The organism is Paraburkholderia sp. ZP32-5, assembly GCF_021390495.1.
Classification (GTDB): domain Bacteria; phylum Pseudomonadota; class Gammaproteobacteria; order Burkholderiales; family Burkholderiaceae; genus Paraburkholderia.
On the sequence record NZ_JAJEJP010000001.1, the window covers coordinates 2,521,248 to 2,545,005 of the forward strand.

Annotated in this window: 21 protein-coding genes and 5 tRNA genes; 8 read left to right on the forward strand and 18 right to left on the reverse strand. The window is 63.9% G+C overall.

The features are described from left to right. Positions 1-266: 266 nt before the first annotated feature. The 3 genes from L0U82_RS10665 to alr form a co-directional block, all read right to left on the reverse strand. On the reverse strand, positions 267-545 hold the full coding sequence (locus L0U82_RS10665) for a DUF2866 domain-containing protein (RefSeq protein WP_233830670.1): 279 nt from the start codon (positions 543-545) through the stop codon (positions 267-269). A 159-nt stretch (positions 546-704) separates the two neighbouring features. Beyond that, positions 705-2,081: a DNA repair protein RadA gene (gene radA, locus L0U82_RS10670; RefSeq protein WP_233830672.1), complete on the reverse strand. Its 1,377-nt coding sequence runs from the start codon at positions 2,079-2,081 to the stop codon at positions 705-707. A 3-nt stretch (positions 2,082-2,084) separates the two neighbouring features. Continuing rightward, the gene (gene alr, locus L0U82_RS10675) at positions 2,085-3,155 is read right to left on the reverse strand and encodes an alanine racemase (RefSeq protein WP_233830674.1); all 1,071 of its coding nucleotides are present in this window, start codon (positions 3,153-3,155) and stop codon (positions 2,085-2,087) included. A 218-nt stretch (positions 3,156-3,373) separates the two neighbouring features. Here alr and lplT point away from each other — a divergent pair, with 218 nt between their 5' ends. Further along, entirely contained in the window at positions 3,374-4,681 is a 1,308-nt protein-coding gene (lplT, locus tag L0U82_RS10680) for a lysophospholipid transporter LplT (protein WP_233830676.1), read from the forward strand. An 82-nt stretch (positions 4,682-4,763) separates the two neighbouring features. Further along, positions 4,764-5,570 carry a bifunctional hydroxymethylpyrimidine kinase/phosphomethylpyrimidine kinase gene (gene thiD / locus L0U82_RS10685; RefSeq protein WP_233830678.1) on the forward strand — a complete coding sequence of 269 codons (807 nt, stop codon included), beginning with the start codon at positions 4,764-4,766 and terminating at the stop codon, positions 5,568-5,570. A 75-nt stretch (positions 5,571-5,645) separates the two neighbouring features. On the opposite strand, the gene L0U82_RS10690 is transcribed toward thiD, so the two are convergent. The 4 genes from L0U82_RS10690 to tsaB all read right to left on the reverse strand — a co-directional run bounded on the left by L0U82_RS10690 (position 5,646) and on the right by tsaB (position 9,136). Beyond that, positions 5,646-6,656 carry a DUF1853 family protein gene (locus L0U82_RS10690; RefSeq protein ID WP_233833233.1) on the reverse strand — a complete coding sequence of 337 codons (1,011 nt, stop codon included), beginning with the start codon at positions 6,654-6,656 and terminating at the stop codon, positions 5,646-5,648. A 113-nt stretch (positions 6,657-6,769) separates the two neighbouring features. Then, positions 6,770-7,843 carry a uracil-DNA glycosylase gene (locus tag L0U82_RS10695; protein ID WP_233830680.1) on the reverse strand — a complete coding sequence of 358 codons (1,074 nt, stop codon included), beginning with the start codon at positions 7,841-7,843 and terminating at the stop codon, positions 6,770-6,772. Then, positions 7,830-8,324 (reverse strand): ribosomal protein S18-alanine N-acetyltransferase, encoded by a 495-nt coding sequence (rimI, locus tag L0U82_RS10700; protein WP_233830682.1) that lies wholly within the window; start codon positions 8,322-8,324, stop codon positions 7,830-7,832. Before rimI ends, L0U82_RS10695 begins: the two co-directional genes overlap by 14 nt. Continuing rightward, on the reverse strand, positions 8,321-9,136 hold the full coding sequence (gene tsaB / locus L0U82_RS10705; RefSeq protein WP_233830683.1) for a tRNA (adenosine(37)-N6)-threonylcarbamoyltransferase complex dimerization subunit type 1 TsaB: 816 nt from the start codon (positions 9,134-9,136) through the stop codon (positions 8,321-8,323). Before tsaB ends, rimI begins: the two co-directional genes overlap by 4 nt. Positions 9,137-9,314: 178 nt before the next feature. Here tsaB and L0U82_RS10710 point away from each other — a divergent pair, with 178 nt between their 5' ends. The 3 genes from L0U82_RS10710 (at position 9,315) to aceA (ending at position 13,502) form a co-directional block, all read left to right on the forward strand. Continuing rightward, complete coding sequence (locus tag L0U82_RS10710; RefSeq protein ID WP_233830686.1) at positions 9,315-9,584, forward strand: acyl-CoA-binding protein; 270 nt, start codon at positions 9,315-9,317, stop codon at positions 9,582-9,584. A 514-nt stretch (positions 9,585-10,098) separates the two neighbouring features. After that, the gene (locus L0U82_RS10715; RefSeq protein WP_233830688.1) at positions 10,099-11,727 is read left to right on the forward strand and encodes a DEAD/DEAH box helicase; all 1,629 of its coding nucleotides are present in this window, start codon (positions 10,099-10,101) and stop codon (positions 11,725-11,727) included. 470 nt (positions 11,728-12,197) lie between these two features. Beyond that, a complete protein-coding gene (gene aceA / locus L0U82_RS10720; RefSeq protein ID WP_233833234.1) occupies positions 12,198-13,502 on the forward strand; it encodes an isocitrate lyase in 1,305 nt (434 codons plus the stop codon). Positions 13,503-13,807: 305 nt separating this feature from the next. On the opposite strand, the gene L0U82_RS10725 is transcribed toward aceA, so the two are convergent. Together L0U82_RS10725 and L0U82_RS10730 are read right to left on the reverse strand one after the other, a co-directional pair. Next, positions 13,808-14,242 (reverse strand): universal stress protein, encoded by a 435-nt coding sequence (locus tag L0U82_RS10725; RefSeq protein WP_233830690.1) that lies wholly within the window; start codon positions 14,240-14,242, stop codon positions 13,808-13,810. 181 nt (positions 14,243-14,423) lie between these two features. Beyond that, the gene (locus L0U82_RS10730) at positions 14,424-15,326 is read right to left on the reverse strand and encodes a LysR family transcriptional regulator (RefSeq protein ID WP_233830692.1); all 903 of its coding nucleotides are present in this window, start codon (positions 15,324-15,326) and stop codon (positions 14,424-14,426) included. 150 nt (positions 15,327-15,476) lie between these two features. Here L0U82_RS10730 and L0U82_RS10735 point away from each other — a divergent pair, with 150 nt between their 5' ends. Further along, the gene (locus tag L0U82_RS10735; protein ID WP_233830694.1) at positions 15,477-16,283 is read left to right on the forward strand and encodes a haloacid dehalogenase type II; all 807 of its coding nucleotides are present in this window, start codon (positions 15,477-15,479) and stop codon (positions 16,281-16,283) included. 82 nt (positions 16,284-16,365) lie between these two features. Continuing rightward, complete coding sequence (aceB, locus tag L0U82_RS10740) at positions 16,366-17,958, forward strand: malate synthase A (protein WP_233830696.1); 1,593 nt, start codon at positions 16,366-16,368, stop codon at positions 17,956-17,958. 143 nt (positions 17,959-18,101) lie between these two features. Here the strand turns inward: aceB and L0U82_RS10745 are convergent, their stop codons facing one another. Together L0U82_RS10745 and rraA are read right to left on the reverse strand one after the other, a co-directional pair. Then, on the reverse strand, positions 18,102-18,503 hold the full coding sequence (locus tag L0U82_RS10745) for a gamma-glutamylcyclotransferase family protein (RefSeq protein ID WP_233830699.1): 402 nt from the start codon (positions 18,501-18,503) through the stop codon (positions 18,102-18,104). Between the two features lie 165 nt (positions 18,504-18,668). After that, positions 18,669-19,172 carry a ribonuclease E activity regulator RraA gene (gene rraA / locus L0U82_RS10750; RefSeq protein ID WP_233830702.1) on the reverse strand — a complete coding sequence of 168 codons (504 nt, stop codon included), beginning with the start codon at positions 19,170-19,172 and terminating at the stop codon, positions 18,669-18,671. Positions 19,173-19,374: 202 nt separating this feature from the next. On the opposite strand from rraA, the gene L0U82_RS10755 reads away from it, so the two are divergent. Then, positions 19,375-20,274: an AraC family transcriptional regulator gene (locus L0U82_RS10755; RefSeq protein WP_233830705.1), complete on the forward strand. Its 900-nt coding sequence runs from the start codon at positions 19,375-19,377 to the stop codon at positions 20,272-20,274. 137 nt (positions 20,275-20,411) lie between these two features. Here L0U82_RS10755 and L0U82_RS10760 read toward each other — a convergent pair whose 3' ends face one another. The 7 genes from L0U82_RS10760 to gltX all read right to left on the reverse strand — a co-directional run bounded on the left by L0U82_RS10760 (position 20,412) and on the right by gltX (position 23,352). Next, positions 20,412-20,876, reverse strand: a complete 465-nt coding sequence (locus L0U82_RS10760; RefSeq protein WP_233830707.1) for a GNAT family N-acetyltransferase — start codon at positions 20,874-20,876, stop codon at positions 20,412-20,414. 161 nt (positions 20,877-21,037) lie between these two features. Next, positions 21,038-21,114, reverse strand: a tRNA-Asp gene (locus L0U82_RS10765). 81 nt (positions 21,115-21,195) lie between these two features. Further along, a tRNA-Glu gene (locus L0U82_RS10770) sits at positions 21,196-21,271 on the reverse strand. 60 nt (positions 21,272-21,331) lie between these two features. After that, a tRNA-Asp gene (locus tag L0U82_RS10775) sits at positions 21,332-21,408 on the reverse strand. 92 nt (positions 21,409-21,500) lie between these two features. Further along, positions 21,501-21,576 (reverse strand) — tRNA-Glu (locus L0U82_RS10780). 167 nt (positions 21,577-21,743) lie between these two features. Beyond that, positions 21,744-21,819 (reverse strand) — tRNA-Ala (locus L0U82_RS10785). Positions 21,820-21,942: 123 nt separating this feature from the next. Continuing rightward, positions 21,943-23,352: a glutamate--tRNA ligase gene (gene gltX / locus L0U82_RS10790; RefSeq protein WP_233830709.1), complete on the reverse strand. Its 1,410-nt coding sequence runs from the start codon at positions 23,350-23,352 to the stop codon at positions 21,943-21,945. Positions 23,353-23,758 lie beyond the last annotated feature (406 nt).

Sequence of the window (23,758 nt, forward strand, 5' to 3'; positions counted from 1 at the left end):
CAGCCGCCGGGCGGATTAACGCGGATCGTGAAGCCGCCACGCGATGCGGAGCCACAGAAAGTCAGGCGCGAACCGCGAAGAAGGCTCGCCGCGGTTCGGGCAGGATTGGTAAGAAACTAGGGGAGAAAAGCGGCGACATCGGGCCGCCGTTGCGAGACAAGCAAAGCCCGTGCGTAAAACGAAAGACAAACACCGGCTGCCAGCGGATAAACACGAATCACGGCGGACGCGGATACAGAGCAAACCGCGCCGCCTGTTGTCAGTACTTAACGCCGCACCACCGTCTGTCTGGGCAGAGTCTGGCGCGGCGATTTTTCGTCGTCGTACAGCAGATGCTTGCGGCCTTCCACATGGCGGCTGATCGTGGCGCGCACCTCGGCGGCGGTAACATCTTCCGCGACGACCCGGCGCGATATTTGCCCGGCCGTATCGATCCATTCGACGATCCGGCAGGCCCCGCCCCAAGGCTGGCGAATCGGTGCGGAGACCCGGCAGCCGCGCACATGGATGGGGCGCTCGGCTACGGTTTCATCGAGTTGTTTCAAAGCGCGATCCTTTTTCGGCATCAGAAGGGATGCAATCCCTCGCAGCTTAGAAAAAAGGTATGGCGGCCAGGTTACAGACAATATGGAGTTATTTACCGCGCATTACGGCGTGCAAGGTGCACGCCACGGATACGGCGCGCACTTTCGCCGCAAGCCCGCTTAATCAAGCGTGCGCACCCGGTCGATCGCCTGTTCGATCCGTTCGACCGCAATCACCTGTAAGCCTTCGATCGGCTGCTTAGGCGCATTGGCCTTCGGAATCACCGCGACCGAAAAGCCGAGCTTGGCCGCTTCCTTCAGACGTTCCTGACCACGCGGCGACGGCCGGATTTCGCCGGCAAGCCCAACTTCGCCGAACACGACGAGCCCCTTCGGCAGCGGCTTGTTGCGCATCGACGAATGGATCGCGAGCAATACCGCCAGATCGGCGGCGGGCTCGGAGATTTTGACCCCGCCCACCGCGTTCAGGAACACATCCTGATCGAAACAGGCGATGCCCGCGTGCCGGTGCAGTACCGCGAGCAGCATCGCGAGACGGTTCTGTTCGAGGCCGACCGCGAGACGCCGCGGATTCGGCGCATTAGCCGAGTCGACGAGCGCCTGCACCTCGACCAGCAGCGGGCGCGTGCCCTCCTGCGTGACCAGCACACAGGAACCCGGCACCGACTGCTCGTGCTGCGACAAAAACAACGCCGACGGATTCGCGACGCCGCGCAAGCCGCGCTCGGTCATCGCGAATACGCCGAGTTCGTTGACCGCGCCGAAGCGGTTCTTGATCGCGCGCACGAGGCGGTACGACGAATGCGTGTCGCCCTCGAAATACAGCACCGTGTCGACGATGTGTTCGAGCACGCGCGGACCGGCAAGCGCGCCCTCTTTCGTCACGTGGCCGACCATGATGATCGTCGTGCCCGACTGCTTGGCGATGCGCGTCAACTGCGCCGCGCACTCGCGCACCTGCGCGACCGAGCCCGGCGCCGACGTCAGTGCATCGGAATAGACGGTCTGGATCGAGTCGATCACCGCGACGTCGGGGCGCTGCTCGGCGACGGTCGCCTGGATTTTTTCGAGCTGGATTTCCGCGAGCAATTGCAGTTCGCTCGCCTTCGACCCGGGTTCGAGCAACGCCAATCGTTGCGCGCGCAACGCGATCTGCGCACCCGACTCCTCACCGCTGATATAGAGCGCGCGTTTATCCGCCGCGATTTCGGCGAGCGACTGCAGCAGCAGTGTCGATTTGCCGATACCCGGATCGCCGCCGATCAGCACCACGCCGCCCGGCACGAGACCGCCGCCGAGCACGCGATCGAATTCGCTGACGCCGGTGGAAAAGCGCGGCACATCCGAGGCTTCGATGTCGGCGAGGCGCCGCACCGGCGTGCTCTTCGCGAGTGACTGGAAACGATGCGTGGACGGCCCCTCGGCCACCGATTCGACCAGCGTATTCCACGCCTGGCACGACGGGCATTGACCGGACCACTTCGGCGACTGGCCGCCGCATTCGCTGCAAACGTACAACGTCTTCGCTTTCGCCACGCGTTACTCCGCGCGAACCGGCACACGCGGCGCGACCGCGCACATCAGCTCATAGCCGATCGTGCCGCAGGCCTGCGCGACGTCGTCGATGGGCAGCGCGTTGCCCCACAGTTCAACGCGCGAGCCGACGTTGGCGGTGGGCACCGGCGTCAGATCGACGGTCAGCATGTCCATCGATACGCGTCCGACGATGCGCGTGCGCACACCGTCGACGATCACCGGCGTGCCTTCCGGCGCGACACGCGGATAGCCGTCCGCGTAACCGCACGCGACCACGCCGATGCGCATCGATCCGCGCGCGGTAAACGCCGAACCGTAGCCGACCGTGCTGCCTTCGCTCAACGTTTGCACCGCGATCAGTTCCGATGCGAGCGTCATCGCCGGTTGCAGGCCGGTGCCGTCGATCGCGGCCGTCACGCCCGATGGCGACGCGCCATACAGGATGATGCCGGGGCGCACCCAGTCGAAATGCGCTTCCGGATGCCACAGCGTCGCCGCGGAATTCGAGAGGCTGCGCGCGCCGGCAATGCCCTGCGCGCCGCGCTCGAATGCTTCCATCTGATAGGCGATGCCGCGTTCGCCGTCGGCATCGGAAAAATGGGTCATCAAGGTGATCTGGCCGACGCCCTGACACGCGCGCGCGCGTTCCCACGCGGCGCGGAATTTCTCGACCGTGTAGCCGAGCCGGTTCATGCCGGTGTTCATCTTCAACTGGATATTGACCGGTTTGGACAGGCGCGCCATTTCGAGCATGCGCAGTTGCTCGTCCGAATGCAGCGCGGTGGTGAGGCTATAGCGGTCGATCACGTCGATATCGGTCGGCCGGAAAAAGCCTTCCAGCAGAAGAATCGGGCCCGCCCAGCCCAATTCACGCAACTTCACCGCTTCTTCGAGGTCCAGCAACCCAAAGCCGTCGGTTGCGCGCAAACCCGGAAATACCCGCGCAAGCCCATGCCCATATGCATTGGCCTTCACGACGGCCCAGATTTTCGATTTCGGCGCATAACGCCGGGCAACGGCAAGATTATTGGCGAGAGCGGCGGTATGAATCGTGGCTGAGAGGGGGCGCGGCATGGGATTTTTACGTAAAGACACTTGCGAATCAGCGGCTTACACGGCGTTTTCAACGCTGGGCGGCCCGCTGGACGGTGCGATCAAGGATTCTGCTAGTCCGAATTCAGCTATTTTCATGATATAAAGCCGTGCGCACAACCCATTTCGATCGGCATAAGCCCGGACGCATGATAAACGGCCGGGGCGGACAGACCGCAGCGAGGACAGCATCGCATCAGATGAAAAAAGGTTTTTACACCATCATGGCCGCGCAGTTTTTTTCGTCGCTGGCCGACAATGCGCTTCTGATCGCTGCTATCGCACTGCTGAAAGATCTTCACGCTCCGAACTGGATGACGCCGCTGCTCAAGCTGTTCTTTGTGCTGTCGTACGTCGTTCTTGCCGCCTTCGTCGGTGCCTTCGCCGACTCCCGTCCGAAAGGACGCGTGATGTTCATCACCAATACCATCAAGGTCGTTGGCTGTCTGACGATGCTGGTCGGCGCGCATCCGCTGATTGCGTACGGCATCGTCGGCTTTGGCGCGGCGGCCTATTCGCCCGCCAAGTACGGCATTCTCACCGAGCTGCTGCCGCCTGACCGACTGGTCGCCGCGAACGGCTGGATCGAAGGCACCACGGTCGGCTCGATCATTCTCGGCACGGTACTCGGCGGCGCGTTGATCAGCCCGCATATCGCCGCGCCGATCCTCAGGCAGCACATCCCCACCGTCAATACACCGGCCGAAGCTGCGATGCTCATCATCATGGGCATTTATGTGGTTGCCGCGCTTTTCAATCTGCGTATTCCCGACACCGGCGCGCGCTATCCGAAGCAGGAGCATGGGCCGATCCGCCTGATCACCGATTTCGCCGACTGCTTTCTGGTGCTGTGGCGCGACAAGCTCGGCCAGATTTCGCTCGCGGTGACCACACTGTTCTGGGGCGCGGGCGCGACGCTGCAATTCATCGTGCTGAAATGGGCCGAGGTATCGCTCGGCATGTCGCTGTCCGAGGCCGCGATTCTGCAGGCGGTGGTGGCCGTCGGCGTCGCGGGCGGCGCGATCTTCGCGGCCTCGCGCGTGCCGCTGAAAAAGTCGTTGTCGGTGCTGCCCGTCGGCATCATGATGGGTATCGCCGTGATGCTGATGGCGTTCTACACCCGCGATCTGTTTCCCGCGCATTGGGGCCTCTATTTCGGCCGCATGCATGTGCCCGGCTATCTGGTATTCGCGTATGTGTTCCTGATGGTCGTCGGTGGACTGTCAGGCTTTTTCGTCGTGCCGATGAACGCACTGCTGCAGCATCGCGGGCACGTGTTGTTGTCCGCCGGGCACTCGATCGCGGTGCAGAACTTCAACGAAAATCTGTCGGTGCTGGTGATGCTGTGCCTGTACGCGGTGCTCGTATGGCTCGACGTGCCGGTCGCCGCGGTCATCGTGCTGTTCGGCACCTTCGTGTGCCTGATGATGTGGCTCGTGATGCGCCGTCACCAGGCGAACCAGCGCGCGTTCGACTCCGTCGCGCTGATCGGCGAAGTCAGGCACTAAGAGCGGTATCGAACCGGCAAACCGCTTCACTCGCGAGCCCGTCACGGCAAATTCGCGCGCCCTCCTTCTTCCTCGCTTGACCATGACCCAACCGATTCCCAATGTGCTGACGATCGCTGGTTCGGATTCCGGCGGCGGCGCCGGCATTCAGGCCGATCTGAAGGCTTTTTCCGCGCTCAGCGCGTATGGCGCGAGCGTGATTACCGCGCTGACCGCGCAGAACACGCGCGGCGTCACGGCCATTCACGCGCCGGATGCGGGCTTCATCACCGCACAGCTCGATGCGGTGTTCGACGATATCCGCATCGATGCAGTGAAGATCGGCATGCTGGCCAATGCGCCGATCGCGCGCGCGGTCGCCGATGCGCTGCGCCGTCATAAGCCGAAGCACATCGTGCTCGACACGGTGATGATCTCGAAGAGCAATCACGCGCTGCTGCTGCCCGATGCGGTTGCGGCGGTGCGCGACGAACTGCTGCCGCTCGCCGATCTGCTGACGCCGAATCTGCCGGAAGCGGCGGCGCTGCTCGGCACGCAGTGCGCCGCCGACGAAGCCGGCATGGTTGAACAAGGCGAGGCGCTGCGCGCGCTAGGCGCCCGCGCGGTGCTGATGAAAGGCGGCCATCTGAGCGCGGCCGACAGCCCCGACTGGCTGGTGCAGGACAGCGGCACGCTGCGTCTGGGCGGTCCGCGCGTGCCGGTGAAGAATACGCACGGCACGGGCTGCACGCTGTCGTCGGCGATCGCGGCGCTGATTCCGCAGCGTGCCGATCTGGCGAGCGCGGTCGCGGATGCGAAGGTCTATCTGACCGGCGCGCTGCAGGCAAGCGAGCGGCTCGACGTCGGCAGCGGGGTTGGACCCGTGCATCATTTTCATCGCTGGTGGTGACGGCGAGAGCGCCGCTTCCGTTCTGCTTTACTGCTGAGACCGCGGCCGACAGCGCCGACGCTCCAGCGCCGCGCTTTATTGCCGCGCGTAGCGCCGTGCCTGCTCAGGCCACTCGTCGGGCACGATAAAGCCGCGCGAGCGCTCGATCAGATTACCGGCGTGGTCTTCGACGAACGCGGCAACCATCACCGGGCCGGGCTGGTTCGACGTCGATGCGGCGAGCGTGAGTGCATCGACGTACGACGCATCCGCCGCGCCGGGCTGTTCGCGTTGCATCGTCAGTCGCGGCGCAAGCCATTCGAGCCGCGGCAACGCGCGCCACATCCGCGCATGCGCAAGCGCAAAAGCTGGCCAGTCGCCGCGCGTCACCCACCAGCCGCGACCATGCGCCGGATCGAGTTCGGGCGCATCCGCCGGCGTCTCGCCATGCCGATAGAACAGCCAGCCTTTGACGAACATTTGCGGCGTCCACGCGCCCGCATAGCCGGTCGATGCAAACTCGTCGCGCGCGCTCAACGGCAACTGATGATTGAGCAGATGCGCGAGCTTGAGATCGAAACGGTCTTTCAGATTGGGGCCGACGTAATCGGCGAGACGTGCTGGCGTCGAATCATCCGCGTTGCTCGTGTTGCTTGTGCTGCACACATTGCCCGCGTGCAGATAGCACTTCACCGCAAGCTCCCAATGCAGCCGCGCGCCCTCGTGGCTCTCCACCAGAAAATCGCATTCGCCGAGCGTGACGCCCGCATGCCGTAGCGCGACACCGGCCGCGACCAGCCGGGCCGCCGGACCGTGCTGCAGGAACCAGCCGAGCAGCCGTTCAGCGTAGCGGCCAAGACGAGTGATACGAGTCGCCGCGAGATCGCGGTGCAGCGGGTCGGGATTGGTATCGAGCGCGTAGAGCCAGTCGATCGTGGCCTGCCATTCCTGTGCTGTTTCGAACGGATTCGCCAGCACACCCAGCGGAGGTTGCGGACGCAATAGATCGGGACTCAGCAGCAGCCACGCGAGATCGCGGACGGCGGCATCGCGCAATGGTTCGCGCGGGAGATTGAACGGCGTACTGAATTGAATGCTGGAAGGCAGGTCTGACGACGCGGCGATCCGCGTCTCGCCGCGCGCCCCGAGCAATGCAGTGAAAAGCGCGGCGCGGCTGGCAGGCTCGATGGCATCGCCCGCCGCTCCGTCATTCGACGTGATCACTCCGCTTCGCTCGACGGCGCGCCGCCGCCCTTGAGCCACGTATCGCGCGCGAGGCACAGATCCGCCCAGGCCTTCGCCTTGTCCGGCAGACTGCGCAGCAGATACGCGGGGTGATACGTGACGATCACCGGCACGCCCTCGTACGTATGCACGCGACCGCGCAGCGACGAAATGCTCGCCTCGGTCTTCAACAGACTTTGCGCGGCGAATCGCCCGAGCGCGACGATCAGCTTCGGCTTCACGAGCGACACCTGACGTTGCAGATACGGCTCGCAGCGCGCGACTTCATCCGGCTGCGGATTGCGGTTACCGGGCGGACGGCACTTGATCACGTTCGCGATATAGACATTCGTGCCGCGTGCAAGCGCGAGCGAATGCAGCATGTTGTCGAGCAGCTTGCCGGCCTGACCGACGAACGGCTCGCCCTGGCGGTCCTCGTTCTCGCCAGGTGCCTCGCCGATCAGCATCCAGTCGGCGTCGCGATCGCCGACGCCGAATACCGTGTTCGTGCGCTTCTCGCACAGCCGGCACGCCTGACACGCGGCGACGCGCTCGCCGAGCGCGTCCCAGTCGAGCGTGTGGATGGCGGGCAGCATCGGTGCGTCGTGGCGTGCTTCGGCGGAGGTGAATGCGGATGCCGGTGCGCTCGCGGACGGGTCGTCGAACCACGCGAAGTCGTCATCGGGCGGGATATCGAGGTTCGACGGTTCGGGGGACGGCTGGGGCTGTTGCGACGAGGGTTGCCGCGGCGCGTCGTCTTCGTATCGCGAGTGGGACGGTGCCGGTTCGCGTTGCGTCGGCGGCTCGCGTGTGTCGGCGGGTGAGCGCATCGATTCGCGCATCGATTCACGCACGGGTGGGGTCGCGGTCTCCGCACGCTGGATGTGCGCAACGGCTTCCGCCGCTTCGGCAGGCGCATCGTGCGCACCATGCGCAATGTCGCTAGCCGGCGCCGCCTCGGCATGGTCCGCAGTCTGCGCATCCCCCGCTACCTCGCGCGCCGCGATCCCGCGACGCACCCACAGCGGCGAGAGTCCGAATTCTTCCAGCACCGATTCATGCAGCGCCATCTGCGCCCTCCATGGCAAACGAATAACGCATCACGATCGCGTCCTCCCGGCTGCGATGTCGCGCCGGATAATAATTTTTGCGCCGGCCGATCGATGCGAAGCCGAAGCGCTCGTATAGCCGGATCGCCCGATGATTCGACGGCCGCACTTCGAGCAGCAGCCCTTCGAGCTTTTCGGCGCGCGTGATGCGCACCGCCTCGCGCAGCAACGCGAGACCGGCGCCCGCGCCTTGCGCCTGCGGCGTCACGCACAGATTGAGCAGATGCATTTCGTCGACTACCGGCATCAGCACGCAATAGCCGATCAGCGCGCCTGTCACGTGCCGCAGACAGACGCCGAAATAGCCGTTGCGCAGCGAGTCGCCGAAATTGCCGCGGCTCCACGGAAACTCATACGCGAGCTTCTCGATGGCGGCGACTTCGTCCAGGTCGCTTTCGGTCATCGGCGACATGTAGCGGTCCGTGAGTAGCACGCCGCTCATGGACTCGCCTTATCGCCGGACGTGTGCCCGCGCGCGCCATCGCGCGCACTGCTCGCCGCCTGCTCCGCCCTCGCCGCTTTTTCGGCAATGCGCTCGGCCGTGGTCTGCGCGACCTTGTCGCGCACGTAGTCGGGCGCGGCCTGGTCGGCGCGCACCGTGCGTCCGGCATGAAACGCGCGCAGTGCAGCGTAAGCGAGCGGCACCGCATGCGGCAGCGCGTCGCCATCAATGCGCCGCGCGGCGGCCGCCGCCGGCAGTCGCTCGCCGAACGCGGCTGCCGCATTGCCGGCGAGCGTGAACGGTACGTCGGGCAACGCGAGCCGATCTGGCGCATCGAGCGACGCGGTTTGCACGGTGCGCCATTCGTGTTGCGCGTCGTCCCACGCGTAATCGGCCCAATAGATTTCGTCCATGCGCGCGTCGAGCGCGGCGAGCACACGGGTTGCCGACGGATCGCGCAGACGGGCGCTCTCGGCACACGCGAGCAGCGTACCCACCGGCACGACCGGCAGATTGAGGCCGAACGCGAGGCCCTGCGCGACGCCGGTCGCGGTGCGCAGACCCGTGAACGAGCCAGGACCGGAGCCGAACGCGATCGCATCGCAGTCCGCGAGCGCGAGACCGGCTTCGTCGAACAGCTCGCGAATCGCGGGCAGCAGGCGCGTGCTGGAAACCGCGCCGGTCTGTTCGTGGCGCAGCCAGATGCGGGGTTCGGCGGTGGGCTGACCGATCGCATCGACGCTCGCTGACAGCAGCGCCGCCGAACAGAATTCGGTCGAGGTATCGAGGGCAAGGAGCACTGTTTGAGTCATGGACCGTATTGTAATCGGCACCGTGCGCGCGGATGGTGGTTTGCGGCCAGCTTGCGCGGAAGCTGGAGCGCACGTCTGCAAGGGCCCGCCGTTTGGAATAAGCCCTCGGCTCCGTAGCGGCGCTGCGTTGCTATGATTCCCGGCCGACCTCATCGCTCGCTCAACGAGACAAACGACCATGACCGACATCAACACCCAGTTCGCACAAGCCCAGCAAGACGTCCAGCAATTGCCGGAGCGTCCGGGCAATCTCACCCTGCTGCGCCTCTACGCGCTCTTCAAGCAAGGCAGCGAAGGCGACGTGCAGGGCGACAAACCGGGCTTTACCGACATCGTCGGCAAATACAAGTACGACGCGTGGGCCGCGCTCAAAGGCACCGCACCGGACGCTGCGAAGCAGCAATATGTGGAGCTCGTCGAATCGCTGAAGAGCGGTACCGCGGCCTGAATCGATCGCGCTTCGCGCGCTCGCCGCGAAGCGCGTGAGAGGCCAACGCCGTCGCTGTCCCCGGCGCTGGCCAGACGCAACGTTGCGCCGCTCGTCCGACGCCGCAAAAGCCGCTGCCCTACCTCATTGCAGCGATCTTTTCTCCAGGGCACGCTATGAACAGTGGCGCAGTGCAGCAAACTTCTATATAATGCCGCCTGCGCTTCACTGTGTGGCTCCGCTTTCGAGTAGTCCGCGCAAAGCAGCGTCCCATAGCGTTTGCTCCAATCCAGTTTAGAACCTGTCCCCTTCTGCCTAGCCCTCTACGGGCTCAAGTCCCAGGCTGGCGGCACGCCATAGTGGCATGTCGCATTCGATACAGCTTCTAACAAAAAGCTCGCCTTCATTGTCGCGAGTTGCCCCCGTTTTTTGATTTGCTCGCTGCTTCTTTGCTCGCTGAATCCGACGACTTGGGTATGCCGATTGGCGTTGACGTTTCATTTGATGAACCCCCAGGATCGTTTTAAGGATTCACATGACTTTGAGCAACACTCCTAGCAGCCCGTTGAACGCGATCGCCGATGAGGCGCTCGGTCTTGCCCCCGCAGCGAACACCACGCCGGCCGATGCGCCGGCTGACGCCGGCAAGCCGACCTTCGCGTCGCTCGGGCTGTCCGCGGACGTCGTCTCGGCGTTGACCGCCGCCGGCTACGAGCACCCGACGCCGGTTCAACAGCGCGCGGTGCCCGCCGGGATCGCCGGGCGCGACCTGCTGGTTTCGAGCCCGACGGGCTCGGGCAAGACCGCCGCCTTCATGCTGCCGGCTATCGAGCGTTTCTCCCAGCTGCAAAAAGCCCAGGCAAGCCAGCCGCGCGAGCCGCGCCCGGCCGACGGTGGCCGCGGCCGCCGTCCGCAGCCGGTCGCACGTCCGACCATGCTGGTGCTGACCCCCACGCGCGAACTCGCGATGCAGGTCACGACCGCCGCGGCAACGTACGGCAAGCACCTGAAGCGGCTGCGCACCGTCAGCATTCTCGGCGGCGTCGCCTACGGCCAGCAGCTGATGCTGCTCGCGAAGAACCCGGAAATCCTCGTGGCCACGCCGGGCCGTCTGATCGACCATCTCGAACGCGGCCGCATCGATCTGTCGCAACTGCAGATTCTCGTGCTCGACGAAGCCGACCGCATGCTCGACATGGGCTTCATCGACGACATCGATACGATCGTCGCCGAGACGCCGGCCACGCGTCAGACCATGCTGTTCTCGGCCACGCTCGACGGCAAGATCGGTTCGCTGACCGGCCGTCTGCTGAAGGATCCGGAGCGTATCGAGATCGTCCAGCGCATGGAGCAGCGCACCAACATCGCGCAAACCGTCCACTACGTCGACGACCGCGATCACAAGGACCGTCTGCTCGACCATCTGCTGCGTGACGAAGGCCTCGACCAGGCCATCGTCTTCACGGCTACCAAGATGGACGCCGACCAGCTCGCGGGCCGTCTGGCCGACGCCGGCTTCGAATCGGCCGCGCTGCACGGCGATCTGCCGCAAGGCGCCCGCAACCGCACGATCCGCGCACTGCGCGAGCGCCGTGTGCGCGTGCTGGTGGCAACCGACGTCGCCGCGCGCGGTATCGACATCCCCGGCATCACGCACGTGTTCAACTATGACCTGCCGAAGTTCGCCGAAGACTACGTGCACCGTATCGGCCGTACCGGCCGCGCGGGCCGCTCCGGTGTCGCGGTGAGCCTCGTGCATCACGCGGAACAGGGCGCGCTGAAGCGGATCGAGCGTTTCGTGCGCACGCCGCTGCCGGTCAACGTCGTCGAAGGTTTCGAGCCGCGCAAGGCGCCGCCTTCGGGCAATGGCCGTCCTGGTTTCGGCGGCCGCGGTCGTCCGGGTGGCAACGGCGGCCGCCGCTTCGGCAGCGGCTCGGGCAAGCCGGGCGGCTACGGCGGCTCGCGCAGCGGCAATAGCAATGGCAATGGCAACAGCTGGGGCAACAAGTCGGCTGGCGGTTCGCGCGAAGGCGGCTATGGCTCGCGCGACGGCCAGGGCGGCTCGCGTGACGGTTATGGTTCGCGTGAAGGCTACGGCGGTTCGCGCGACGGTTATAGCGCACGCCGCAACGACGGCCCGCGCACGGCGCGTCGCGGCAGCTAATCGCTGTTCACCGCTACTGATCGCGGTAGCACGCAGGCAAGCGGCCAGACGAGGCCGCTACGCTTGCCGCGCAACGATGCGCATCTGACAGCCCGGACGATTTCCTTCGTCCATCAAACAAAAAACCGGTGCTCAGGCACCGGTTTTTTTTCGCCCGGCGCTCGCCCACCCTAAATTTCACGATGTGACAAATTTTTTTGCGTCGTAAAAAATCATGTTGCAAGGCACAAGTGCGCAATTGCGATAGGGAAAATAACGTTTCTCAATATGAAACTAAAATCACAACCGATTGATTTTAATAAGGAATAAATATTGGAAAAACGCTTTGCTGCGTCTATTGAGGGATCGGCGATTTGCCTAGACTCTTATATAAGACTTCACGAAACAGAACGCCCCAGCAGGCCGGACGCTTCGACGAAGACAGAGTCACCCATCCTCGATAACCGGCAAATAAGGAGCACGTCATGACGATGACCCGCGAGCAGCAAGCGAAGCAACTCCAACAACAATGGGAAACCGATCCGCGCTGGAAAGGTGTCAAGCGCACCTATTCAGCCGACGACGTGATCCGTCTGCGCGGCTCGGTGCAGGTCGAGCACACGCTCGCCAAACGCGGCGCCGAGAAGCTGTGGGCCGCCGTGAACAACGAGCCATTCGTGAACTCGCTCGGCGCGCTGACCGGCAACCAGGCGATGCAACAGGTCAAGGCCGGCCTCAAGGCGATCTATCTGTCGGGTTGGCAAGTCGCGGGCGATGCGAACGTCGCCGGTGAAATGTACCCGGACCAGTCGCTGTATCCGGCCAACTCGGTGCCGCTCGTCGTCAAACGCATCAACAACACGCTCACGCGCGCTGATCAGATCCAGTGGTCCGAAGGCAAGAATCCGGGCGACGAAGGCTATGTCGACTACTTCGCGCCGATCGTGGCCGATGCGGAAGCTGGCTTCGGCGGCGTGCTGAACGCGTTCGAGCTGATGAAGGCGATGATCGAAGCAGGCGCATCGGGCGTGCACTTCGAAGACCAACTCGCCTCGGTCAAGAAGTGCGGCCACATGGGCGGCAAGGTGCTGGTGCCGACCCGCGAAGCGGTCGCGAAGCTGACCGCCGCGCGTCTGGCCGCCGACGTGTCGGGCACGCCGACCGTGCTGCTCGCCCGTACCGATGCGGAAGCCGCCGACCTCGTCACCTCGGACATCGACGACAACGACCGCCCGTTCCTGACCGGCGAGCGCACCGTCGAAGGCTTCTTCCGCACCAAGCCAGGCATCGAACAGGCGATCTCGCGCGGTCTCGCGTACGCGCCGTATGCGGACATGATCTGGTGCGAAACCGGCAAGCCGGACCTCGCGTTCGCGAAGAAATTCGCCGACGCGATTCATAAGGAGTACCCGGACCAGCTGCTGTCGTACAACTGCTCGCCGTCGTTCAACTGGAAGAAGAACCTCGACGACGCGACGATCGCGAAGTTCCAGCGCGAACTCGGCGCGATGGGCTACAAGTTCCAGTTCATCACGCTGGCCGGCTTCCATGCGCTGAACTACTCGATGTTCAACCTCGCGCACGGCTATGCCCGCAACCAGATGACCGCTTTCGTCGAAATGCAGCAGGCGGAATTCGCGGCGGCCGAAAAGGGCTTCACCGCGGTGAAGCACCAGCGCGAAGTCGGCACCGGCTACTTCGACGCGGTCACGCAAACGGTCGAGCGCGAAGCATCGACGACCGCGCTGCACGGTTCGACCGAAGACGAACAGTTCTTCGACAAGAAAGTTGCCTGACGCCGAGAGCACGCGGGCCGGCCGTTGGCCGCTCCCGTGCCCCGATCCCGGGAACGATCGGCAAAACGTCGAGCGACGCCGTCAGAGCGTCGCCGGCACAGGGAGGGGCCATGCCGCCCCGGACTCGCAGCACGCCCTGCAGTGAGCGTTGCGGCGAGCTTCGTGAGGTGAGGCCGGAGTCTGAGAGAAGCCAGCACGCGCCAACAGCGTGCGGCAAACCTGAACGCGCCGGCGCCGACGTCATACCGCCGGCGCGTTTTTTTCGAAACCGTCCAGATCGCAATGGATGCCAACCGCGCGCCGTTTCAGCGATACACGATCACCGGGATCTTCGTATGCGTCAGCACCCGCTGCGTTTCGCTGCCGATCAGCAGGCTGCCGAGTCCGCGCCGCCCGTGCGAGGCCATGAAGATCACGTCGCAGCCGCCCTGCTCGGCCGCTTCGATGATGCCGAGATACGGCGCCGGATGCACGCTCGTGCGGCTCTGCACACTCACGCCGACCCGACGCGCGGCCTGTTCCACCTCGCGCAGATGCAGGCGTGCCTCGCGCTCGCTGCGCTGCAGGAATTCGCCGGGCGGCTCGACCGCGACGTCGGAGAACGGCGAGTACGGATATTGCGGCAGACACGCGTACGCGGTAACTCGCGCGCCGACAGCCTGCGCGAGATCGATCGCGCCCGCCATCGCCTTGCGCGACAGGTCTGAACCATCGGTCGGAACCAGGATGTGCGTGAACATGATGTCCTCCGTCACCGGCTGCGCGCAGCGCGGCGTCAGCGTTCAACGAAGCCCGGCCCGCGGGCCGCTCGCATCGATTGTAGTGCGTGCGGATGTGGGTGAGGATCAGTCGAGGGTCTGTCCGGATGCCGGAAGTCCGGTACGCATCACGCGGCCGTGTCGTGCCGCGCAAGCCGCGCGCTCAGTTCCAGTAGCCCGGCTCGCCGTAGGTGTGCTTGAGAAAATCGAGGAACAGCCGTACCCGCAGCGGCAAATGGCGGCGCTGCGGAAACACCGCGTGAATGCCGATTGGCGGCGCGGCGAATTCGTCGAGCACGGTCACGAGCCGGCCGGCCGTGAGTTCCGCGCCGACCTCCCACCACGAGCGCCATGCGAGCCCGTGCCCGGCAAGACACCATTCGTGCAGCACCGCGCCGTCCGAGCATTCCATCGTGCCGGATACCTTGATCGACACGACCTTGCCGTCCTGCTGGAACATCCAGCCGCGCTGCTGGTTCGCGCTCGCGCCGAGCGCAAGGCAGTTGTGGCGCGCGAGATCGGCGAGGCTATGGGGCGCGCCGCGCCGGCTCAGATACGCGGGCGCCGCGACGCACACGCGGCGATTTTCGGCGAGCTTCAGCGACACGAGCGACGAATCCGGCAGCTCACCGAGGCGCACCGCGCAGTCGAAACCTTCGTTGACCAGATCAACGAGACGGTCCGACAGATCGAGCGTAATCGACACATCCGGATGCGCGACCGTGAACGCGGGCACCAGCGGCGCGACATGCCGCCGCCCGAAACCGGCCGGCGCCGACAGCCGCAGATGGCCGCTCGCCTTCACGCCGCCCGCCGACACGCTCGCCTCCGCGTTGTGCATGTCGTGAATGATGCGCTGGCAGTCCTCGAGAAACGCCGAGCCCTCGAAGGTCAGCGTGATCTTGCGGGTCGTGCGCACCAGGAGCTTGACGCCCAGGCGCTCCTCGAGCGCATCGATACGGCGGCCGATGATCGCCGGCGCGACGCCCTCGGCGAGCGCCGCCGCGGACAGACTGCCCTTGGCCGCGACGATGACGAAAGTCTCGATCTGCTTGAAACGGTCCATGAACGATGCGCGCCGCGCTTGACGCCGAAAGTGAGTGTGCGCGTGAGATTAGGTATAGAAAAGTAAAAGATCAAGTGATCTTTAGCCTATTTCTGTGCGTCTGATGCTACCAATAAAATCGATCCCGACCTCTGAATGGAGCGCACGGCAATGTCGGCCACAACGACACCTTTCCCGCGAGCAGTGATCTTCGACGCCTACGGCACGCTTTTCGACGTGCATTCGGTGATCGCCGTCGCGGAACAACTGTTCCCCGGCCATGGCGATGCGCTGTCGCGGCTGTGGCGCCACAAGCAGATCGAATACACGCAGTTGCGCACGCTCGCCGCGCGGGTCGACGCGCCGGACGAACACTACCGTCCGTTCTGGGACATCACGCTCGACGCGTTGCGCTTCGCCGCGAAAAAACGCCAGCTCACGTTGGGCCGCGTGGCCGAAAAGCGGCTGATGGACGAATACGCGTGCCTGTCCGCCTTTCCCGATACGGTGCCGGCGTTGCGCGCATTGCGTGACGCGGTCGACGCGCCGCGCCTCGGTCTCGCGATCCTGTCGAACGGCGATCCGCGCATGCTCGACGTCGCGCTGAGGAGCGCCGGCATGAGCGCGCTGTTCGACCACGTGCTGTCCGTCGATGCCGTGCGCGCGTACAAGCCGTCGCCCGCTGCCTATGCGCTCGGTCCCACCGCGTTCGGCGTGCCCGCGCGCGAGATCGTCTTCGTGTCGTCGAACGGCTGGGACGTGGCCGGCGCCGCATGGTTCGGCTTCACGACGTTCTGGCTCAACCGGCACAACGCGCCGCTCGAGGAACTGGGCGTCACGCCGCATGGCACGGGCAGCGGCATGAACGATCTGCTGGGCTTTCTGCAGGGGTTCGCGGCGCCGGCGCCGCCACACGTGAACCATCGAAACACGAAGCACAGCGGCGGCAGCCGCAAGCGCGCCAGCCCGCGCGTATGACGACTGCGCCTCCCACTCACCCACTGCTTTTCAACCTTCGCATTTCTGCAATTTCTGCAACCTGACCGACCAAGGAGAAAACATGACGAACTCGCTGTCGCTGCCGCAGGGCATGGAAATCACCGGCGACATCGCGCCCGGTTTCGAGGCGATTCTGACGCGCGACGCGCTGGAACTCGTCGCCGCGCTGCATCGCACCTTCGAGCCGCGCCGCCAGCAGTTGCTGCAGGCGCGCGTCGAACGCGCACAGCGGCTCGATGCCGGCGAGCGGCCCGACTTCCTCGCCAGCACGAAAAGCGTGCGCGAAGGCGACTGGACGATCGCGCCGCTACCGCACGATCTGCAATGCCGGCGTGTCGAAATCACGGGCCCCGTCGAACGCAAGATGATCATCAACGCGCTGAACTCGGGCGCGGATTCCTACATGACCGACTTCGAGGATTCGAATGCGCCGAGCTGGCATAACCAGATCACCGGTCATATCAATCTGAAGGACGCCGTGCGCCGCACGATTTCGCTCGAACAGAACGGCAAGTCGTATCGGCTCGACGACAAGACCGCGACGCTGATCGTGCGTCCGCGCGGCTGGCACCTCGACGAGAAGCACGTAAAGGTCGACGGTAAGCGCGTATCTGGCGGCATCTTCGATTTCGCGCTGTACATGGTGCACAACGCGAAGGAACTGCTCACGCGCGGCTCGGGCCCGTACTTCTATCTGCCGAAGCTGGAGAGCCATCTCGAAGCACGTCTGTGGAACGACCTCTTCGTCGCCGCGCAGGAAGCGGTCGGCGTGCCGCGCGGCTCGATCCGCGCGACGGTGCTGATCGAAACGATCGTCGCCGCCTTCGAAATGGACGAGATCCTTTACGAGCTGCGTGAACATAGCTCGGGTCTGAATGCCGGCCGCTGGGACTACATCTTCTCGGCGATCAAGAAGTTCAAGGCCGACCGCGACTTCTGCCTCGCCGATCGCTCGCAGATCACGATGACGTCGCCGTTCATGCGCGCGTACGCGCTGCTGCTGCTGAAGACCTGCCATCGCCGCAATGCGCCGGCGATCGGCGGCATGAGTGCGCTGATTCCGATCAGGAACGATGCGGCCGCCAACGACAAGGCGATGGCCGGCGTGCGCTCGGACAAGGCGCGCGACGCAGGCGACGGCTACGACGGCGGCTGGGTCGCGCATCCTGGCCTCGTGCCGGTGGCGATGGAAGAATTCGTCAAAGTGCTCGGCGACAAACCGAACCAGATCGGCAAGCAACGCGTCGACGTGCTCGTGACGGCCACCGATCTGCTCGACTTCCGCCCGGAAGCGCCGATCACCGAAGCAGGCTTGCGCAACAACATCAATGTCGGCATTCACTACCTCGGCTCGTGGCTCGCGGGTAATGGCTGCGTGCCGATTCACAACCTGATGGAAGATGCGGCGACCGCGGAGATTTCGCGTTCGCAAGTGTGGCAGTGGATCCGCTCGCCGAAGGGCAAGCTCGACGATGGCCGCAAGGTGACGGTGGAACTCGTGCGCGAACTGGCGGCGCAGGAACTCGACAAGGTGAAGCAGACGGTCGGTGGCGATACCGCGCCGTATGAGCGGGCCGCGCAGATCTTCGAACAGATGTCGACCGCGCAGCAGTTCACCGATTTTCTGACGCTGCCGCTTTATGAAGAAATCTGACGATTGCGATGCGGCGGCTCGCGCGGATCAGGTCCAGAAGATTGAAGCTAAGCCATGATCGATCGGGCCGCGTGATTGCATCGCGATGAACGACGGCGCGCCGGCTATCGAGTCGGCGCGCCGTCGCGTTTGCGCGCCTCTGGTTAGCGCGTGCGCCGATGTTCGACCCAGTCGCCCGATCGAATCTCAGTCAGCCCCTTCACTGCGCTCGGCGTGACCGGATAGAAGCGGCAATTCACGACGTTGCCGTCCACTTTCACCATCACGTCGCGCGCCAGAAAGCGATCCTCGACACCGGGGTACACCGCTTCGATTTCGTCGAGCACGGCGACGAGCGCGTCGTCGATTTCATAGACGTCGCCACGCACGTCGATGCCCGCTTCGTCGACGACGAGCCCCGGATAGTTGCCGAAGTCGAACAGATGGCCGCGCACTGTCGTGCTGCCGAGCAGCGTCGGCGCGGCAATGTCGTTGCGCGCCGCGGCTTCGGTGATGTCGTTTGCTTCGCCGGCACGCAGCGTGCCGTAGATAAAAACGGTTTGCATCGTCGTCGGATCTCCTGGGGTATGGGTTGGGGCTGGTGGGTTGGGGGCTGCCGCTTGCGGGCCGTTTCAGGGGTGGTTCGGCGGTAGTAGCCTGGTGGCTAAACCGGTGGCAAGCCGATTGCGGATCGATCGCGGATGGTTGCAGTTGCGGCTTTACAGCACGCATCAAGCGGTTTCGTCCAGCGCCTCATTCGCGACGAGCACGCCATCGACATCCGCGTAGATCCATTCACCCGGCCGCACGAGCGCACCGGGCAGGCGCACCGGCACATCGCGCTCGCCGGCACCGCGTCGCTGACAGCGTCGCGGACAGGTGTTGAGCGCCGCAATACCGATGTCGATCTCGTCGAGCTCAAGCGTATCGCGCACGCAACCGTACACGACGATGCCCGCCCAGCCGTTCTGCTGCGCGATCTGCGCGAGATTGCCGCCGACGATCGCACAGCGCAGGCTGCCGCCACCATCGACGACCAGCACGCGGTTCACGCCTGGCTCTTCGAGCGTCGCTCGCACGAGCGCGTTGTCCTCGAAGACGCTGAGCGTCACGGCCGGACCGCTGAAATACGCGGCGCGGCTGAACAATCGGAATACGGGCTCGAGCACGCGCAGCGTACCGAGCGTCAGCTGGTCTTCGTGCGCATCGCACAAATCCGCGGTAGCAAAGCTCATAAAGTCTCCTGAGGGCTGCGGGCAACCGGCACATTATGCAACGGCCATCGCCGGTGCCATATTGCGCGGGCAAAGCGCCTCACGAGGAACTCGGGAAGAACATCAGCCGGGCAGCCTCTACAATGGTGCGGATCTGCGGTACGTTGCGATGGCTGGACGTTTCGTCCGTCACGCACACACTGTTATTTGAACCGAACTGGCCATGACTTCGTCCACCGATTCCGAGCGGTTGAGCCGCGTTCGCTTCGCCGACATTCCGCCTGAGTTTGCACCGACCGATACGCACCCGATTCGCGTGCGCTCGCGGCCGATGCCGGCCGGCTGGCATATCGCGCGTCACACGCATGCATGGGCGCAGGTGGCGTATGCGTCACGCGGCGTGCTGCGCGTCACGACAACGGGCACCACGTGGATGGTGCCACCGTCGCGAGCGATCTGGGTGCCACCGCACGTGACGCACGAGGTGGCCGCCGTCGAGGATGCGTTCCTGCGCACGCTCTACATCACCGAAAGTACCGTGCCGGCCGGGCTCGATACGCCGCGCGTCGTGGAAGTGTCGAACCTGCTGCGTGAAGTGATTGCCGCGCTCGACACGCCCGGGCTGTCCGCCGCGCGCGAGCAGTTGCTCGGCGCACTCGCGCTCGATGAACTGACGCGCTCGGAGCCGCTGCCGCTGTCCGTGCCGATGCCTCGCGAGAAGCGACTGCGCGCGCTCTGCGAGGCCGTGATCGCGGACCCGACGCATGGCGAATCGTTGGAGCAATGGGCATCGACAATCGGCGCGAGCACGCGCACGATTGCGCGTCTGTTCCGCCAGGAACTGGGCGTGAGTTTTTCGCAGTGGCGGCAGCAGGCGATTCTCGCGCGCGCCATTCCGCTGCTCAGCCAGGGACGGCCGCTGTCGCATGTGGCACAGGAGTTGGGCTATCAGAGCCAGAGCGCGTTTTCGGCGATGTTCCGGCGCGCGTTCGGCGAGAGCCCGCGCGCGTTTATCGAGCGAGGCGCGGAACATCGCGCCGCCAATGGCGAACAGCACGATTCGCAGGACGATGAGGAAACGGCACAGGATCGCGCGGACACGACGGGCGTTGTTGAGCGCTAAATCGCTGGCGCACCATGTGCGTCAGTCGGGATACCTGGCATGTGTGAACGCCGAACGCCGAACGCCGAACGCCGAACGCCGAACGCCGAACGCCGAACGCCGAACGCCGAACGCCGATGATCAGTGTAAGTCGCGCCTCAAACCCGCCGCGCAAGATGACGAATCGCGCCTAGCTGCGCGAGCCTTGGCCCGGCCAGCTTGTATCCCTTGCGCTGATACAACCGCGCCGCGGGATTATCGACAAACACGCGCAACTGCAACTCGCTCAGCCCACGCTCGCGTGCCCATTGATGCGAGATGTCGAGCAGAAATGTACCGGCGCCGAGCCGTCGATAACCCTCGGCAATCTGCACATCGCGGATATGCAGCGAGTCACCCTCTTCGGTGATACGCAGCACGCCCATCGGCACACCGTCGATTTCGAGAATGAAATTCTCCGACTCGCGCCAGCTGCCGAGAAACAGATCACCGCGCCAGACCAGATGATGCCGACGATAGTAGCCGCCCATGTTGTTGCGCGTCAGTGCCTCGGCAAACTCGAAATCATCCATGCTGGCCGTGCGCAGATGAAACGGTGACGGGGCTTCGGTGGGATCGAACATGGCAAGACCGCGAGGATGAATCGGCTCAACGGTAAAACAGGCCACGCAGGCTGGCAATGGCTGTTTGTCCCGAGCCGTCATGAAGTGCGCGACGAACGGTAGTTAAGGAACACTGTAGAAATAAAAAAGCCCACTTCTTTCGAAGTGGGCTTTCTCAAATCTGGCGGAGCGGACGGGACTCGAACCCGCGACCCCCGGCGTGACAGGCCGGTATTCTAACCAACTGAACTACCGCTCCAGATTTTGAACCACAGCTTGCGGTGTCGTGTCCGCTCACTGGCTGCACCGTTCAATTTCCAACCGAACGACGCCGATGTTCTGGCGTCCCCTAGGGGATTCGAACCCCTGTACTCACCGTGAAAGGGTGATGTCCTAGGCCTCTAGACGAAGGGGACAACGACTGCTTACACCTTTAATGAAAAAGCCCGTTCAGGTTTGTTTGAACGGGCTTTGTCTGGCGGAGTGGACGGGACTCGAACCCGCGACCCCCGGCGTGACAGGCCGGTATTCTAACCGACTGAACTACCACTCCAGTCTTTACACCCTAGCTTGCGAGCGTCGGTTAATTCTTCGCAAGCTGCGCTGCTTTACTGCTACTCGAACACTAAAGCGACGCTGATGTTTTGGCGTCCCCTAGGGGATTCGAACCCCTGTACTCACCGTGAAAGGGTGATGTCCTAGGCCTCTAGACGAAGGGGACATAATCTTTTCAGATCTGTCTTTAATTCGCTGCTAACTCACGCTAACTTTGCAGTTATTTCGTTTCGTTAATCGCGAAGACCGATACTATATCTACATCTCGGTGATTTGTGAAGTCTTTTTTACTACAACTTCAATGCTTCATAAACCACTTTTACTCTGCTTTGTTGGTGGAGGTAAGCGGGATCGAACCGCTGACCTCTTGCATGCCATGCAAGCGCTCTCCCAGCTGAGCTATACCCCCTGCACATCAGAGAAACGAGATTTTAGAGGCCGATCTGCGCTTTGTAAATACCCTTTGAGCAATTACATGCGAATTTTTTCAGGTCGTATGCAAAACCCTCTCACGCACACCTAAAACCACTCATTAGCCCAGCGCTCGTTCAATACGATCGACGACGACATCACGCCCAAACAACATCAGCACGCTATCGATCGACGGCGTATGCGTGGTACCCGCAACCAGCAGACGAACAGGCATCGCGAGTTGCGGCATCTTCAGCTTGTGGGCACCGAGCGTGGCCTTCAGCGTAGCGGCGATAGCCTCCTTCGTCCATTCGACGCTCTTCAGCGCGGCGGCCAGGTCGGCGAGTGCGGGGCGGACGGCATCGGTCACATGCTGTGCGAGCGAATCGGCATCGGGCGCCGGCGTGAGATAAAACATCGCGGCGTTCTGTGCGATCTCCTTTACCGTAGACGCGCGATCTTTCATCAGACCCACTACGGCCGTCAGATCCGGCCCTTGCGCAAGCGTGGCCGCATCGATACCAAGTTCCGCGAAGAACGGCTTCGCCAGGTCGGCGAGGCGCGCGTTATCGGCTTCCTTGATGTAGTGCGCGTTGAGCCAGTTCAGCTTGTCGTGGTCATACTGCGCCGGCGACTTGCCGAGGTGTTCGAGATCGAACCATTCGATGAACTGTTCGCGCGTGAAAATCTCCGCGTCGCCATGAGACCAGCCAAGGCGTGCCAGGTAGTTGACCACCGCTTCCGGCAGGTAGCCGGCATCGCGATAGCCCACCACGCTCATCGCGCCGTGACGCTTACTCATCTTTTCGCCCTGCTCGTTCAGCACGGTCGGCAGGTGAGCGTAGACGGGCGGTTCGCCGCCGAGCGCTCGCAGGATGTTGATCTGGCGTGGCGTGTTGTTCACGTGATCATCGCCGCGGATCACATGAGTGATGCGCATGTCGAGGTCGTCGACGACGACGCAGAAGTTATACGTCGGCGTACCGTCCGGGCGCGCGATCACCAGATCGTCGAGCTCTTCGTTCGAGATTTCGATGCGCCCTTTCACCGCGTCGTCCCACGCAACGATGCCGCTCAGCGGGTTACGAAAGCGCAGCACCGGCTTTACGCCCGCTGGCGGCTCCGGCAGCACCTTGCCCGGCTCCGGGCGCCACGTGCCGTCGTAGCGCGGCTTTTCGCCCGCTTCACGCTGACGCTCGCGCAGTGCATCGAGCTCCTCCGTCGACATGTAGCACGGATAGACGAGCCCGGCCTCCTGCATCTCCTTCAGCACTTCGCGGTAACGGTCCATGCGCTGCATCTGGTAGAACGGACCTTCGTCGAAATCGAGGTCGAGCCATGCCATGCCTTCGAGAATCGCGTCAACGGATTCGCTCGTTGAGCGCTCGACGTCGGTGTCCTCGACCCGCAGCACGAAAGTCCCCTTCATCTTGCGCGCGAACGCCCACGGATACAGCGCGGAGCGAATATTGCCGAGGTGGATGAAGCCGGTGGGACTCGGTGCGAAACGGGTACGAACGGAGGTGGTCATTAGCGGTACTCGGAAAAACAGGCGCCCGGGGCGCTCAGGCCCGCGAAGCGCGGCAGCGGAGCGTGCCCATGCTGCGCGATGCCGCGCACGGACACGAAGGAAAGAAGTGCAAGCGTCGAATTATACCTTCCGCACCCCTATTGCCGCCGTCGTTCAGATGGACGATGGGCGTGTGCGAGCAAGGCATCCCGAAGCGTCGGCGCGGCTTGGCGAATCCGCGTTGGCGGTCTCCGCACGGAGCGGAGTCACACCGAATTGCCGTCGATATCGATCCCATCACGGAGGGCCGGTTCGCACATCGTCAATACTTGACTTGATCGCTGCATTTCGTCTCACTGCATCACTCGTGCAGGCTGTGCGGCATCGCTCGTCGAACCCATGCTGAAAGCGCTCAGCAGTTCCCGAA